Annotated in this window: 17 protein-coding genes; 3 read left to right on the top strand and 14 right to left on the bottom strand. The window is 38.0% G+C overall.

Going from position 1 to position 16,035, the window contains the following annotated elements; genetic code table 11:
- Window positions 1-181: 181 nt before the first annotated feature.
- From sdhB to PLX19_RS00590, 3 genes are read right to left on the bottom strand one after another with little or no spacing between them, the layout of a single operon-like run.
- On the bottom strand, window positions 182-943 hold the full coding sequence (sdhB, locus tag PLX19_RS00600) for a succinate dehydrogenase iron-sulfur subunit (RefSeq protein ID WP_272186581.1): 762 nt from the start codon (window positions 941-943) through the stop codon (window positions 182-184).
- The gene (sdhA, locus tag PLX19_RS00595) at window positions 936-2,729 is read right to left on the bottom strand and encodes a succinate dehydrogenase flavoprotein subunit (RefSeq protein WP_272186580.1); all 1,794 of its coding nucleotides are present in this window, start codon (window positions 2,727-2,729) and stop codon (window positions 936-938) included. Before sdhA ends, sdhB begins: the two co-directional genes overlap by 8 nt.
- Window positions 2,730-2,742: 13 nt before the next feature.
- The gene (locus PLX19_RS00590; protein WP_272186579.1) at window positions 2,743-3,369 is read right to left on the bottom strand and encodes a succinate dehydrogenase cytochrome b558 subunit; all 627 of its coding nucleotides are present in this window, start codon (window positions 3,367-3,369) and stop codon (window positions 2,743-2,745) included.
- A 302-nt stretch (window positions 3,370-3,671) separates the two neighbouring features.
- On the opposite strand from PLX19_RS00590, the gene PLX19_RS00585 reads away from it, so the two are divergent.
- On the top strand, window positions 3,672-4,121 hold the full coding sequence (locus tag PLX19_RS00585; protein WP_272186578.1) for a YslB family protein: 450 nt from the start codon (window positions 3,672-3,674) through the stop codon (window positions 4,119-4,121).
- 153 nt (window positions 4,122-4,274) lie between these two features.
- Here the strand turns inward: PLX19_RS00585 and uvrC are convergent, their stop codons facing one another.
- From uvrC to PLX19_RS00550, 7 genes are all read right to left on the bottom strand, one after another.
- Window positions 4,275-6,056, bottom strand: coding sequence for an excinuclease ABC subunit UvrC (gene uvrC / locus PLX19_RS00580; protein ID WP_272186577.1), 1,782 nt, complete (start codon window positions 6,054-6,056; stop codon window positions 4,275-4,277).
- Between the two features lie 181 nt (window positions 6,057-6,237).
- Entirely contained in the window at window positions 6,238-6,552 is a 315-nt protein-coding gene (trxA, locus tag PLX19_RS00575; protein ID WP_098914164.1) for a thioredoxin, read from the bottom strand.
- 209 nt (window positions 6,553-6,761) lie between these two features.
- Window positions 6,762-7,739 (bottom strand): electron transfer flavoprotein subunit alpha/FixB family protein, encoded by a 978-nt coding sequence (locus PLX19_RS00570; RefSeq protein ID WP_272186576.1) that lies wholly within the window; start codon window positions 7,737-7,739, stop codon window positions 6,762-6,764.
- Between the two features lie 31 nt (window positions 7,740-7,770).
- A complete protein-coding gene (gene etfB / locus PLX19_RS00565) occupies window positions 7,771-8,544 on the bottom strand; it encodes an electron transfer flavoprotein subunit beta (protein ID WP_272186575.1) in 774 nt (257 codons plus the stop codon).
- 79 nt (window positions 8,545-8,623) lie between these two features.
- Window positions 8,624-9,397, bottom strand: a complete 774-nt coding sequence (locus PLX19_RS00560; protein WP_272186574.1) for an enoyl-CoA hydratase — start codon at window positions 9,395-9,397, stop codon at window positions 8,624-8,626.
- A gap of 16 nt (window positions 9,398-9,413) precedes the next feature.
- Window positions 9,414-10,001, bottom strand: a complete 588-nt coding sequence (locus tag PLX19_RS00555) for a TetR/AcrR family transcriptional regulator (RefSeq protein ID WP_429757153.1) — start codon at window positions 9,999-10,001, stop codon at window positions 9,414-9,416.
- A gap of 108 nt (window positions 10,002-10,109) precedes the next feature.
- Window positions 10,110-11,795, bottom strand: a complete 1,686-nt coding sequence (locus PLX19_RS00550; protein WP_272186572.1) for a long-chain-fatty-acid--CoA ligase — start codon at window positions 11,793-11,795, stop codon at window positions 10,110-10,112.
- A 343-nt stretch (window positions 11,796-12,138) separates the two neighbouring features.
- Here PLX19_RS00550 and PLX19_RS00545 point away from each other — a divergent pair, with 343 nt between their 5' ends.
- Together PLX19_RS00545 and PLX19_RS00540 are read left to right on the top strand one after the other, a co-directional pair.
- Entirely contained in the window at window positions 12,139-12,642 is a 504-nt protein-coding gene (locus PLX19_RS00545; protein WP_272186571.1) for a DinB family protein, read from the top strand.
- Between the two features lie 127 nt (window positions 12,643-12,769).
- Window positions 12,770-13,228: an NUDIX hydrolase gene (locus PLX19_RS00540; RefSeq protein ID WP_272186570.1), complete on the top strand. Its 459-nt coding sequence runs from the start codon at window positions 12,770-12,772 to the stop codon at window positions 13,226-13,228.
- 110 nt (window positions 13,229-13,338) lie between these two features.
- On the opposite strand, the gene PLX19_RS00535 is transcribed toward PLX19_RS00540, so the two are convergent.
- The 4 genes from PLX19_RS00535 to PLX19_RS00520 form a co-directional block, all read right to left on the bottom strand.
- Window positions 13,339-13,497, bottom strand: coding sequence for a hypothetical protein (locus PLX19_RS00535; protein ID WP_272186569.1), 159 nt, complete (start codon window positions 13,495-13,497; stop codon window positions 13,339-13,341).
- A 190-nt stretch (window positions 13,498-13,687) separates the two neighbouring features.
- Window positions 13,688-14,380 carry an ABC transporter permease gene (locus tag PLX19_RS00530; protein WP_272186568.1) on the bottom strand — a complete coding sequence of 231 codons (693 nt, stop codon included), beginning with the start codon at window positions 14,378-14,380 and terminating at the stop codon, window positions 13,688-13,690.
- Window positions 14,381-14,408: 28 nt separating this feature from the next.
- Window positions 14,409-15,089 carry an ABC transporter permease gene (locus PLX19_RS00525; RefSeq protein ID WP_272186567.1) on the bottom strand — a complete coding sequence of 227 codons (681 nt, stop codon included), beginning with the start codon at window positions 15,087-15,089 and terminating at the stop codon, window positions 14,409-14,411.
- The gene (locus PLX19_RS00520; protein WP_272186566.1) at window positions 15,082-16,005 is read right to left on the bottom strand and encodes an ABC transporter ATP-binding protein; all 924 of its coding nucleotides are present in this window, start codon (window positions 16,003-16,005) and stop codon (window positions 15,082-15,084) included. Before PLX19_RS00520 ends, PLX19_RS00525 begins: the two co-directional genes overlap by 8 nt.
- Between the last annotated feature and the right edge of the window lie 30 nt (window positions 16,006-16,035).

Here is a 16,035-nt window from a genome sequence, read left to right as displayed (position 1 = left end):
CTAGCGGCTAGAATGTTAGGTGGGAGATAAACTGCTGGCATGCGCCCGATTGGTGAGGGCTAATAATCAGTGGGGAATGAAGAAAACTCCCACTGATTAAAGTTTCACTTTATGGTGTGCTTTCAACTTGTATTTATATAACTACAAAAATTGCCTCTTCAAACTGAAGAGGCAATTTAAATTAATAGTTATTGTCACTACCAAAGAAATCTTTAAAGGATTGAATCGTTGTATCACGGTTTAATGCAGCAATCGATGTCGTTAATGGAATTCCTTTTGGACAAGATTGTACACAGTTTTGTGAGTTACCGCAGTTTGCAAGTCCCCCATCGCCCATGATTGCACGCAAACGATCTGCTTTATGCATTTCACCCGTTGGATGTGCATTAAATAAACGTGCTTGTGAAAGCGGTGCTGGACCGATAAAATCAGATTTGCTGTTTACGTTTGGACATGACTCTAAACATACACCGCAAGTCATGCATTTTGATAATTCATATGCCCACTGACGCTTCTTCTCTGGCATTCTCGGCCCTGGACCTAAGTCATACGTACCATCAATTGGAATCCATGCTTTTACACGTTTTAACGCGTTAAACATACGACTACGGTCTACTTGCAGGTCACGAATAACCGGGAATGTTTTCATCGGTTTTAAGCGAATTGGTTGCTCTAGTTTATCAATAAGCGCTGTACATGATTGACGTGGTTTTCCGTTGATTACCATCGAACATGCACCACACACTTCTTCTAAACAGTTCATATCCCAAGCGATAGGTGTTGTCTTATTTCCTTTCGTATCAACAGGATTACGACGAATTTCCATTAATGCCGAAATAATATTCATATTTGGGCGATATGGAATTTCAAACTCTTGATCATACTCCTGTGAGTTTGGGCCGTCCTGTCTTGTAATAATAAGGCGGATTGTTTTCTCAGACATGTTGCTTATCCCCCTTCTCTTCTCCCTTAGCAGCTACTTCATGTTTTGAAGAATAATCGCGCTTACGTGGTTGGATTAATGAAATATCAACCTCTTCGTAATGGAATGCTGGTGCATTTCCTGCTCCCTCAAACTTCGCCATTGTAGTTTTTAAGAAGTTCTCATCATCACGATCTGGGAATTCTGGTTTATAATGTGCACCGCGACTTTCATTACGGTTATATGCACCAATTGTAATAACACGAGCTAATTCAAGCATATTTGCCAGTTGACGTGTAAACGAAGCACCTTGGTTGCTCCACTTCGCTGTATCGTTAATGTTAATACGTTTATAACGCTCGATTAACTCTACGATTTTTGCATCTGTTTCTAATAATTTTTTATTTTCACGAACTACGGTTACGTTATCTGTCATCCATTCTCCAAGCTCTTTATGAAGAATATATGCATTTTCATTACCATCTAACGTTAAAATATTGTTGAACTTCTCAGTTTCGATTAATTCATTTTGCTCATATAAAGCAGATGAAACAGCATCTGATGATTTTGAAAGACCTTTCATATACTCAATTGCATTTGGTCCCGCTACCATACCACCGTAAATCGCTGATAATAATGAGTTAGCACCTAGTCGGTTACCACCGTGCATAGAGTAATCACACTCACCTGCTGCGAATAATCCTGGAATATTTGTCATTTGCTTATAGTCAACCCATAGTCCGCCCATTGAGTAGTGAACCGCCGGGAAGATTTTCATCGGTACTTTACGTGGATCGTCACCCATGAATTTTTCATAGATTTCAATGATTCCACCAAGTTTAATATCAAGCTCCTTCGGATCTTTATGAGAAAGGTCAAGATATACCATGTTTTCGCCGTTAATACCAAGCTTTTGCTCAACGCACACATCGAAAATTTCACGCGTTGCAATATCACGAGGTACAAGGTTTCCGTATGCAGGATATTTCTCTTCAAGGAAATACCATGGTTTTCCGTCTTTATACGTCCAAACACGACCGCCTTCACCACGTGCAGATTCACTCATAAGGCGTAATTTATCATCGCCTGGAATTGCTGTTGGGTGGATTTGGATGAACTCACCGTTTGCATAATATGCACCTTGTTGATATACAGCAGATGCTGCTGTACCTGTATTAATAATAGAGTTAGTAGATTTTCCAAAAATGATACCAGGGCCCCCTGTTGCCATAATTACGGCATCTGCTGGAAAACTTTTAATCTCCATAGATTGTAAATCTTGCGCTACGATTCCACGGCATACGCCTTCGTCATCTACAACAGCGCGTAAGAAATCCCAGCCCTCATATTTCGTAACAAGACCTGCTACTTCATGACGGCGTACTTGCTCATCTAATGCATATAATAATTGCTGTCCTGTTGTTGCACCAGCGAATGCTGTGCGGTGATGCTGTGTTCCACCGAAGCGACGGAAGTCTAGTAATCCTTCTTCCGTACGGTTAAACATAACACCCATACGATCCATTAAGTGAATAATACCAGGTGCTGCATCGCACATCGCCTTTACAGGAGGTTGGTTCGCTAAGAAGTCTCCTCCATAAATTGTATCGTCAAAGTGGATCCATGGAGAATCCCCTTCACCTTTTGTATTTACAGCACCGTTAATGCCGCCTTGCGCGCATACAGAGTGAGAACGTTTCACTGGTACTAAAGAGAATAGTTCTACGTTCACGCCTGCTTCCGCTGCTTTAATCGTTGCCATTAAACCGGCTAATCCACCGCCAACTACGATAAGTTTCCCTTTCATGCTCTCCCACTCCTTACAAGTTTGCTAGATTTGGATTAATGAACGCAAATAACGCGCTCACTCCTACGTATGATAATGCTAAGAAAATTGCTAATGTTACATACGTAGAAATACGCTGTGAACGTGGTGACACTGTGATACCCCAGCTAATAAAGAATGTCCATAATCCATTTGCAAAGTGGAAAATAGCTGATACAACCCCAACTAAATAGAAGCCAAACATAAATGGATTTCTTAAAATATCTGCCATCATATCATAGTTTACCGTTTGTCCGAGCGCAGCTTGAATGCGAGTTTCCCAAATATGCCAAGATAGGAATATAAGTGTAATTACTCCAGTAAATCGTTGCAAAACGAACATCCAGTTGCGGAAATAGCTATACGATGTTGCATTGTTCTTTGCTGTAAATGCGATATATAAACCATATACAGCATGGTACAAAATCGGTAAGAAAATCACAAAGATTTCTAATGCGTACCGGAATGGAAGTACTTCCATGAAATGAGCAGCACTATTAAACGCCTCTGCTCCTCTTGTTGCAAAATTGTTAATTACTAAATGTTGCGTCATAAAGACGCCAATTGGAATGACACCCAGTAACGAGTGCCACTTGCGAAATGTATACTCGCGGCCTTTCATGTCCCCATTACCCCCTCGAATGTTTGACTGTTGTTTGTCGCATTGCTTTATAACAATAGCATTTTCCCACTATTGTTATAAGAAAAACTGAAAAAATTATTCGCAATATTTCAGCATAATTTGATAACATGTTCATTTTACTCCTATTTTTGTCGAAGCGTCAAGAAAACGTATACATAATCTGTATATAATTTTCATATTCCTTTTTTCATTCTCTACATCAGATTTTTTCCAAAGAAATAGCTGTGTTTATATATATAAAATGGTATATAATATTGGCAGTATAGAAAGTGGGGAATATTGTGAGTACAAAAAAAATTGAGAGCGAATCTTTACAAAATATTTCAATCAATGCGTTTGCCTATGAATTGCTTCGTGAAGAGTTACTCCCTGATTTAATAGGGAAAGAATTAGATGCCATTTTATATTGGGCTGGCAGAAATTTAGCACGAAAATACCCGTTAGAAACAATCGATGAAATGATCCAATTTTTCGTAATGGCTGGTTGGGGCGACTTAACAATCATTGAACATAAACGTCGTGAAATGCAATTTAAACTAACAGGTACTCTTATTGAAGAACGTGAGCAACAAAAAAGACATTCTTCCTACCAATTAGAAGCTGGTTTTATTGCCGAACAAATCCAAAAGCAACGCAGTGTGATTGCTGAATCTTACGAAGAAAAGAAAAAGCGCTCTAGCTCTGTTACATTTCTTGTGCAATGGGATGTAAAAGATCCTGTCGAAGTATAATACACATTTATCAGTCAACTAGACATCACGTCCAGTTGACTTTTTTATTCCTCTATTTGCGTGCAATGGGGGCTTCACTTTCCCTATAGTATAAACCATCACTTTCTATTATTTGTGACATTCTTGGATTACAAAAAAAGAAGACATTGCCACTTACAATGTCTTCCCTGTCAAATACGTATGAATGGTTTCGGCTATTTTTTGCGGCATTCCAGCTTCTATAATGTCTGCAACAGACGCTTCTTTCATTTTCTTTAGAGAACCAAAATGTTTTAAAAGTGTTTTCTTCCGTTTTTCTCCGATTCCTGGTATATCATCCAATGCTGATTGAATAACAGATTTCCCATGAATTTGACGATGAAACGTAATCGCAAAGCGGTGCACTTCGTCTTGAATACGCTGTAATAAGTAAAACTCCTGGCTGTTACGCTCTAATAAAATAGGTTCTGGCGGTTCACCAATTATTAAATGTGACGTGCGGTGTTTATCATCTTTCACGAGCCCTGCTGTTGGTATAGAAAGACCGAGTTCATTTTCTAACACATCAGCTACTGCGGCAAGATGACCTTTTCCGCCATCAATTACAATTAAATCTGGAAGTGGTAAGCTTTCTTTTAAAACACGGGTATAACGGCGGCGCACAACTTCACGCATCGATTCATAATCATCGGGCCCTTGCACCGTTTTAATTTTATATTTGCGATACTCTTTTTTAGCAGGTTTTCCATCGATAAAGACAATCATCGCGGAAACCGGATTTGTCCCTTGAATGTTAGAATTATCAAATGCTTCAATTCTATGTGGTGTTTCAATCCTTAGCTGTGCTCCTAAGTTTTCTACCGCCCTAATGGAGCGTTCTTCGTCGCGTTCAATTAAATAAAATTTTTCATGCAGCGCAATTTTAGCATTCTTACTTGCTAGGTCGACAAGTTCTTTTTTCTTGCCCCGTTTTGGCTGCGTTGCTTCTACATCCATAAATTTCCCAATCAATTCATGATCAATGCTGCTTGGCACGACAATTTCTTTCGGTTTAAAGTGGTTATTTTGTTCATAAAATTGCCCGATAAATGTTAGAAATCCTTCTTCCGGATCATCATAAATCGGAAACATCGAAACATCTCGTTCAATTAACTTTCCTTTTCGAACGAAAAATACTTGCACGCACATCCATCCTTTATCAACCGCATAACCAAATACATCCCGGTCGACTAAGTCGTTCATAATCATTTTTTGTTTTTCCATAATCGCATCCATATGAGCAATTTGATCACGCAATTCTTTCGCGCGTTCAAACTCTAATTTCTCTGATGCTTCAAACATTTTCGCTTCCAATTCCGAACGAATTTCTTTATGTCCACCATTTAAAAACTTAATAATTCCATCAACAATTTCTTTATTTTGTTCATCTGTTACCTCTTGTACACATGGCGCTAAGCATTGTCCCATATGATAATATAAACAAACTTTATCTGGTATATTTGTACATTTCCGAAGCGGATACATACGATCTAACAGCTTTTTCGTTTCATGGGCTGACTGCGAATTTGGATATGGACCAAAATATTTCCCTTTATCCTTTTTTATATTTCTCGTAATAAGCAAACGTGGCTCTTTTTCAGCTGTAATTTTAATAAATGGGTATGTTTTATCATCTTTTAATTGGATATTATACTTTGGATCATATTTTTTAATTAAATTTAATTCTAAAATAAGAGCCTCCAGATTCGAGGAGGTGACAATATATTCAAAATCAACAATTTCTCCTACAAGCCGAAGTGTTTTTCCATCATGTGAACCAGTAAAATACGAGCGCACACGATTTTTTAACACCTTGGCCTTCCCGACATAGATAACTGTTCCTTGCTTATCTTTCATTAAATAACAGCCCGGTTGGTCCGGTAAAATCGCTAACTTTTCTTTTAAATGCTCGTGCACTCGTATTCCTCCGTTCCTTTCATGTTTATCATTCGTATTTCTCTTAGAGAAATACAACAACCTCTTTCCCAACATACGTTCTTTTATTGTAATAGAAAGCAGGAAAAATTGAAAACATTATACACATTTCCATATTTTTTCGCATAAGAAAAAAGCTGCCACTTGGCAGCTTTTCCTCGGATTAGAAGTGTTTAGATACTAATTCAGCCAACGCTTCTTTCGGTTTGTAACCTAATGCTTGATCAACCACTTGACCATCTTTTAATACGAAAAGAGCTGGGATGCTCATTACTTCGAATTTACGAGCTGTTTCTTGATTTTCATCCACATCTACTTTTACTACTTTTACTTTATCGCCTAATTCTGCATCAATTTCTTCTAATACAGGAGCAATCATTTTACAAGGGCCACACCAAGGTGCCCAAAAATCTACTAATACAACACCTTCGCTTGCTTCAGCTGCGAAAGTTTGGTCAGTTGCGTTTACAATTGCCATTTTATTTCCTCCTTTATGAACCTTTAACCAAAGTATATCATTATCTTATATACGTGGCGAATAATATGTATCGTTAAATATTTTAACAAATAACTCAACCTTTATACTAGCAAAAATTCATTCAAACGAAGAAGCGAGAAGCAGGGGACCTCTCGCTTTTCTTTATTTTTATAGGGGTAATTACTTACTAGAAACTCATTATGCGCAACTTAAGAATGTACTTTTAACTTTTTAAACTCTTCTGTTAGAAGCGGTAATACTTCAAATAGGTCACCAACGATGCCATAGTCAGCTACTTTAAAAATATTCGCTTCTGGATCTTTGTTAATTGCTACAATAATCTTTGAGTTAGACATACCAGCTAAATGTTGAATCGCACCAGAAATACCACATGCAATATATAAATCAGGCGTTACAACTTTACCCGTTTGCCCAATTTGCAGTGAATAATCGCAGTACTCTGCATCACAAGCTCCACGAGACGCACCAACTGCTCCGCCAAGCACATCTGCTAATTCTTTTAACGGCTTGAAACCATCTTCACTTTTCACACCGCGTCCGCCAGCAATAATTACTTTTGCTTCAGAAAGATCGACACCTTCTGCTGTTTTACGAACAACATCTTTAATGATTGTACGTAAATCTTTTACATCGACTGTCATAGAAGAAACATCGCCTGTACGCGCTTCATCTTTTTCAAGCGGTGCAATATTATTTGGACGAATTGTCGCAAATAATACACCATCTGTTACAATCTTCTTCTCAAATGCTTTACCAGAATAAATTGGACGTGTGAACACAACATTACCACCAGCCACTTCTAACGCTGTCACGTCAGAAACAAGACCTGCCTCTAATTTCGCTGCAAGTTTTGGTGATAAATCTTTTCCTAATGCTGTATGTCCAAACACAATTCCTTCTGGCTTTTCTTCTTCATACACTGCTAGAAATGCTTGCGCATATCCATCAGAAGTATACGAAGCTAATTTCTCGCTTTCAACTGTCACAACGCGATCTGCACCGTAAGAAATAAGTTCTTGTGCGAATGAAGCGACGCTTTCACCTAGTAAAAGACTGACAACTTCTCCGCCTTCTGCAATTGTTTTTGCGGCTGCTACTGCCTCAAATGAAACGTTACGTAAAGAACCGTCACGAACTTCTCCCATTACTAATACTTTACGAGCCATATGTTTTCCCTCCTGGATATCCTAGTATTTTTTAAACTACTTTCGCTTCTGTATGCAATAGCGATACAAGTTCTTTTACTTGATCTTGCAGTTCGCCTTGTAACACTTTTCCAGCATCTTTCTTAGGAGGTAAATAGATTTCAATTGTTTTTGTTTTCGCTTCTACATCATCTTCATCTAAATCTAAGTCATCTAATTCTAACGTTTCTAGCGGCTTTTTCTTCGCTTTCATAATACCTGGAAGCGATGGATAACGCGGTTCATTTAAACCTTGCTGCGCTGTTGCTAAAAGAGGTAAAGATGTTTCGATGACTTCTGTATCCCCTTCTACATCACGCTCGATTTTTACGTTTGTACCGTCAATTTCAAGCTTTGTAATTGTTGTTACATATGGGATATTCAGCGCTTCCGCTACACGTGGTCCAACTTGTCCAGATGCACCGTCAATCGCTACGTTACCAGCTAAAATTAAGTCAACATCCTTCTCTTTTAAGTACTCAACAAGCACTTTTGCTGTTGTATATTGATCGCCATTTTCAACATCATCTTCAATGTTGATCAATACCGCTTTATCGCAGCCCATCGCAAGTGCCGTGCGAAGTTCTTTTTCACTATCTTCACCGCCAACAGTAACGACTGTCACTTCACCGCCTTGTGCATCTCTTACTTGAATTGCTTCTTCAATCGCATATTCATCGTAAGGGTTGATGATGAATTCCGCTTCGCCATCGTAAATTGCACCGTTTTTAATTGCGATTTTTTCTTCTGTATCAAATGTTCGTTTCATGAGTACGTAGATGTTCATTCTATTTACCCCCTTGTTTTTTAAAGGAAAATTTGGTTAATCCTAATATTCTGTTAATTTATATTAAAAAAATAGAGAACTACTTGCCGCTAAAAGAAGGTTTACGTTTTTCTAGGAACGCCGCTACACCTTCTCTTCCATCTTCGCTTGTGAACACTTCACCAAATATTTGTGCCTCACGTTGTACACCTTCATAGTAATGAGAAGACTTCGTAGTTTGCAGCAGTTCTAATACAGCACAGACAGATGCTGTGCTTTTTCCAGCAATCTTTTTCGCTACTCTTAACGTCTCTTCTAACAATACTTCCTCAGGAAATGCTCGGTTTGCAAGCCCAATCTCAGCTGCTTCCACACCTGAAATCGGATCGCTTGTTAACATCATTTCACAAGCTTTCGCTTTTCCAACATAACGCGGTAAACGCTGCGTCCCCGCAAATCCTGGAATCAATCCTAGCGTTAGCTCCGGTAAACCAATTTTTGCAGTCTCACTTACAAAGCGCATATGGCAAGACATCGCAAGTTCTAATCCCCCACCAAGCGCTGCGCCATGAATTGCCGCAATAATTGGCTTTGAGAATTTTTCAACGCGTTCAAAGATCACTTGTCCATGTTGCGATAATTTCGTTGCCTCTTTTGCTTCTTCAACAGCAGTGAACTCTTTAATATCCGCTCCCGCTGAGAAAAATCGGCCTTCTCCATGAACAAGTACAACGCGTACATTCTCATCCGTTTCCACTGCATCAAGTAGTTCACCAACTTCACTAATAACTTGTGAAGACATCGCATTTGCTGGCGGATGATTAATCTTTACAATTGCTATATAATCCTCCACCGTTACAGATAGGAAATTCAAATGTACTCCCTCCCCATTAATTGCGGTAACCACAAGCTGCTACTAATAGCTCATGCACCGTTTTCGAAATTGCGACCAAATCATATTTATGATCGCTCATTACCCAGTTGGTGACAACTTCATCTACTGTTCCGAAAATCATTTGTCTTGCCACGCGGACATTTAAATCCGTACGAAATTCTCCTTGCCTAATGCCAGTTTCTAAAATTTCGTCAATGACTTGCAAGTACCCTTTCAGCACTTCATTGATTTTGAGGCGTAAGTCTTGGTTAGATTGGCGAAGTTCTAGTTGCGTAACGATAGCAAGAGGGTCATTTTGCGAAAGTAAAGAGAAGTGTGTTTCTACCAACATAAATAACTTCTCTACAGCGCTTTCAATTCCTGCTGTTTTTTGCCGAATTGTTTCGATAAATTCTCCCATCTTCTCCTGGAATAAAGATATCAATATATCTTCTTTATTTTTGAAATATAAATATATCGTTCCATCGGCAACACCAGCTTGCTTTGCTATTTTGGAAACTTGAGCTTGGTGGTATCCATTTTCTGCGATGACAATCACCGCTGCATCAATAATTTGGTTATATTTAGGTCGATTCTTTTTCACAGTACTATCCCCTTCAAGAAGATGACTGAATGATGATTCATTCACATTTCAATAATACTGACTATTTCAAATATTGTCAATGCTATTTCCTCAAAAAAAGAAAGGGCATTAGCCCGTTTGCTCATCATCTTCCTTTTGCAACTCTTCCTCAACTAGCACACGACGCAAAATCTTCCCAACAGTCGTTTTCGGTAATTCCTTTCGAAACTCATATACTTTCGGAACCTTATACGCTGCTAAATATTTACGAGCAAATGCATTTAATTCTTCTTCTGAACATGTTGCACCATCTTTCACAACAACGAACGCTTTTACCGTTTCACCGCGATACGGGTCAGGCATACCCAAAACAACCACTTCTTGCACTTTTTCATGTTCATATAATACTTCTTCTACTTCACGCGGATATACGTTAAACCCACTTGCCACTATCATGTCTTTCTTCCGATCTTTCACATAAAAAAATCCGTCTTCATCCATATAGCCAACATCACCCGTATACAGCCACCCATCTTTCAATACCGCCGCTGTTTCCTCTGGCTTATTCCAGTAACCTTTCATCACTTGCGGACCTTTCACAGCAATTTCGCCAACCTCACCTACCGAGAGCGGTTCACCTGTTTCTAGTGAAAGAATACGCGCATCTGTACTTGGCCACGGCACACCAATACTTCCGGGCACTCGCTTTGTCCATAAAAAATTACCATGTGTAACTGGAGACGATTCTGTTAAACCATATCCTTCTACAAGCTTGCCACCTGTTACACGTTCAAATTGTTCTTGCACTTCAACCGGAAGAGCAGCTGATCCGCTAATACATGCGCTAATAGAAGAAACATCATATTTGTGGAGTTCAGGGTAGTTTAATAGCGCAATATAAATAGTCGGGGCTCCAGGAAATAATGTAACGCGATGTTTTTTAATTGCCTCTAATACCATTTTAATATCAAATTTTGGAATGAGGACCATTTTATACGCTTCCATAATTGACAGATTCATAACAGCTGTCATCCCATATACATGAAAAAACGGCAATACTCCGAGAATAACCTCTTCACCTGCCCGGCAATTATAAAGCCAATGCATTCCCATCCTTGTATTAGATACAAGATTTTTATGAGTAAGCATAACACCTTTTGGAAATCCTGTCGTCCCGCCTGTATATTGCAAGAGAGCTAAGTCTTCTTCGGGATCACACGGCACATCCACCGCTATATCCTCTGCATGTTCAATAGACTTCCAAACGTGAATATTCTCACTTTCTTTTACATGAACAACAAGATTTGTTTGTTTCTTCTGTACAAATGGATACAATAAATTTTTTGGGAATGGTAAATAATCGGCGATGCGTGTCACAATGACATGCTCGATATTCGCTCTAGACTGCACATTGCTGACTTTCGGAAATACAATATCGAGACAAAGAATAACTTTCGCACCTGAATCATGAAGCTGGTATTCAAGCTCTCTTTCTGTATAAAGTGGATTCGTTTGCACGACAACACCACCAGCTAATAGTGTTCCGTAATAACCGATCACACCTTGCGGACAGTTTGGCAGCATAATCGCAACTCGGTCCCCTTTTTCTAACCCAAGCCTCTGAAGATAATTGGCAAATTGCCTAACCTTACGATCTAGCTCTGCAAACGTAATATCTTTCCCTAGGAAATGAAGCGCTTTCTTTTCTGGATATTGTAAAGCAGCTTCCTGCAAATACACGTGAAGAGGCTTCATATCAAAGGAAATCGTGTGCGGAATTTCCTTTGGATAATTTTGCAGCCATGGTTTTTCCACTTCTAACTCCCCCTTCTCTACATTATAAAAACATAACTTCTCTGCGGTACGCCCGTTCTAACATAAATGAATGTGTATTCATGTTGCTTATTTTCATTATAGTATAGGGATTGCCTCGTTACAATCATAATATTCAGACTATTACAATCCTATTACCACCCTACAAATATTCTCCAGCACATGAGCATAAGACTGCGATTTTCTGTTTAGTTCTTCGTAAGAGCCTTCTTCAACAATAAATCCATCTACTAAAACAAAATCTCTTCTAAATTAAAATACTAGAAGGAAACGACAAAACTTTCACGAATTTACCATTTGAATCTAATCATAGGAGGTTTTTTCTATGTTCCAAACTGTAGAAGGTTTTTTAAAAGCATGGAAATACGAAGCAGATTCAACACAAAGAGTATTAGATATGCTAACTGATGAGTCACTGACACAAGAAGTTACACCAGACAACTGGACGTTAGGACGCATTGCATGGCACATTGTTACCACTATTTCTGTTATCGCATCACGTACAGGACTCCAGTTTGACGCACCAGCGAATGACTTCCCTGTTCCAACTTCAGCTCAGTTTATTGCAGACAGCTATCGTCAAACTGCTAGTGCATTTGTTAAAGCAATTCAAACACAATGGACAGACAAAGACTTAGCTATTTTAAATGACTTCTTCGGACAGCAAATGCCCAATTCAATCTTTCTTATGACGATCATCAATCACCAAAACCATCACCGCGGACAAATGACAGTCCTTATGCGTCAAGCAGGATTGAAAGTTCCTGGCATTTACGGTCCAGCAAAAGAAGAGTGGGCTGCAGCTGGAATGGAAGAGCCAAAGAGATAATATTTGCTTACTAAATGAAAATGAGGTTCCTTTTTTTGGAGGAACCTCATTTTCATTCTATGAGAACAAAACAAATTTCCCTGAAATCACTTATAATGGATACAAATGAATATTGGAGCTGAAACGTATGGATTATATAAGCTATCTACGAAATATGGTTGGACACGAAAAAGTAATTATGGTGGTCGCAGGTTGTTTTGTCTTGAATGAAAAAAACGAAGTGCTTCTGCAATTACGATCTGATAACGGCAAGTGGGGACAGCCTGGCGGATTTATGGAATTTGGCGAGACAGTCGAAGATACAGCAAGGAGAGAAGTGTTTGAAGAGACTGGTTTAAAATTAGGTAAGCTTGCATTCTTTAATGTGTATTCTGGAAAGAAATACGAAAGAACACTTGCTAACGGCGATCAAGTTGCCTTAGTGAAATTGACTTATATTTGCAAGGATTTTCACGGAACATTACATACTGATAACAAAGAAAGCTTACAGCTAAAATTTTTCCCCTTAGATAACTTACCTGAACTATGGCAGAATCAACAAGAAGTTTTTGACGATTTGTTGGAGTTTATGAAAATAAAAAACTAATGTTTTCTATTAAGTAAACAAAATAGCCATATGGTACGCACTCATCTGTGTTCGATATTCTATCAGACTCAGGTGAGTGCGTTTTTCTTGCAATCGTTCTGAATCATCACCTATTTTAAAAGCATTCTAATTCCAGTTATAACTATACTTGCCATCCCTATCCCCACTATAAGTAGATAAAACTTCTGCCCTGGATTTCTGTAATACAAAACTCCCCCTATTAAAAGCGCTATAAGCCCACCTACTAAATTAAGTACAAGTAAATCCATAATCGTTCCTCCCTAAATAGATCTTCGACATATAAGTCTTTGCTATGCAAAATACAACATAATCGCAACTTGCTTTCTCCCTTTGTTTTAAATCTCACATGTGGCATAAAAAGGCCCTGACCGCTTCTATACGCGGCCAAATGCTCTCGCCCTCCTCTATAAAAGGGGGTTGTCGCCCTTTTATACCTTTCTAAATCGCATCCTTTTTCTCAATGTCTCGAATTGCTAAGTAGGCAATCATCATTCCAACAGCTGCAAGGACAAACTGAATGGGAATAATCACGGCCACCGAGAATCCTGGATTAGTAGAACAAGCGAATGAAACGACAAACAATGATGATACAATTGTGACCGGAACAGAATATTTACGCATTCCGAAATATAGCGGAATTAAACTTGTACCTGCAGCAGCAACTGCAAAGGGAATCATTGTGATCGCTTGCTGCATCCAGTCCGTAAATGTAATCGAGTATGATATAAATGAAAAATATCCATGTAAAAGAAAGACAGCACCTGTAACAATCGTACTAGATAACCAAATTGTTATAAATGTCAATATCGCTATAATTGCTAATTTACTAGCAATGATTTTCTTCCGCTTAATCGGATAAGAGAACATGAGCATGATTGTCTTATTTTTATATTCTTCAATAACTAATTGCGCAAGTAATACTGCTGCAAACACAATAAACGTCGCCCTTACCATTGTCCCTATCAATAAAAAAGCATCCTCAGCATTCGTCATAATGACATCTTTTTCTACTTCCTGTATATAGTTCATGGAAATGAACAAAGCCGTAATAATGATGTTAGCAAGCATTGCTCCTTTTACATACCAACCAAATTTAAACTTCTTTATTTCTAGCTTCATGAGGTGTAGCATAATGGCCTCTCCTCCTAGTTCACCTAATTTATTTAAACAAATCCACTTGCTCTATTTTCCTTACGGTCATATATGCAATCAATAGTCCAACACAAGCTAATGTAATAGGGACCAAAATAATATCATATAAGGAATAATGACCAGATAAGCTTGATGTTAGCAGGGACATAATAATAACCGCCGATACAATCGTTGTTCGCACTGAATACTTTTTCATACCAAAATACAAAGGAATTAAGCTAATTCCAGTTGCTGCGATGGCATTCATTAATAATTTAGATGCATTTGGCAAAAGAATTGTCATCGTTAACGGCTCTGTTATGACTGAATAATATACATTTAATCCATAAAAGAAACTAAAAATTACAATGTCACAAATAACAATCGAAAGAAATGTAAAGATCATAATTATGAACAATTTTGCAATCATCATTTTTTTACGATTAATCGGATACATAAACATAACGGTCATCGTCTTTTCTTTAAATTCTTGAATAATAAATTTAGCAATTAAACTTGCTCCAAATATCATAAAGGTTGCCTTCACAAAAATATCAATAAACCGAAAAGCATCATCGTAACTTTTAAATTCCCCATCAAGCATAATTAATGTAATGAACCCTAACATAACAAGTAGCGCTATGAAGGCTCCTTTAATGACTGGCCATAATTTAAATTTAACAAGTTCTAATCTTATTAAATTAAGCATGGATTCCCTCTCCATTCATAAGATTTAAGAAGTACTCTTCCAATGAACTATTCTTTTTATTAATACTCTCAATTTCTATATCATTCATAATCAATGTTTTTGAAATAGCTTGCTGCGTTGCTGATGTGTCATAAATGCGAATTATATTTTCACTCATAATTTTATAATTTGTCAGGTGCAGTCTATTTTCTAACATATAAGCTGCTTGTTTCACATCTTGAACAGTAACTTCAATATACTCCGTTTGTTGCCCATTAATACTTTTCATGGAAACTTCTTTTATTAGCTTTCCGTTTTGAATGACACCAATTGTATCTGCCATTTGTTCCATTTCACCTAAAATGTGGCTAGACACTAACAGCGTAATTCCATATTCTTTACAAAGTATTTTAAATAATTCTCGTAACTCTTTAATGCCGATTGGATCCAAACCGTTAATTGGTTCATCTAAAATTAACAACTCTGGTTTTGTTGTAATTGCCCTTGCAATTCCTAGTCGCTGCTTCATCCCAAGTGAAAAATCTTTTACTTGCTTATCATCAACATTGTGTAAATTCACAAGGTCTAACGCCCTATCAATTGCTTTCTTGTCATAGAACCCCATATATTCGCAGTGTAAATTCAAATTCTCTTTAGCTGTTAGTTTTTCATAAAAAATTGGATATTCAATAATTGTCCCCATTCGCTTTAGTACTTCATATGATGTATCTGTTAATTTCTCACCGAAAATCTCAATCTCACCGCTCGTCGGTTTAATTAAATTCGTGATCATTTTCATAATCGTTGTTTTACCAGCACCGTTTGGTCCAAGAAATCCATATATTTCACCCTGTTTCACATGCATATTTACGTTAGAAATAACTTCTTTACCTTGAAACACTTTCGTTAATTGATTCGTTCTCAATACGTACGTCATTTTCCATTCCCCTTTCGCTCCCGTTCTATA

Source organism: Bacillus sp. BP-3 (assembly GCF_028401955.1).
GTDB lineage: Bacteria > Bacillota > Bacilli > Bacillales > Bacillaceae_G > Bacillus_A.
The sequence above is the reverse complement of the archived record's forward strand: the minus strand, read 5'-3'. Positions and strand labels throughout refer to the sequence as shown.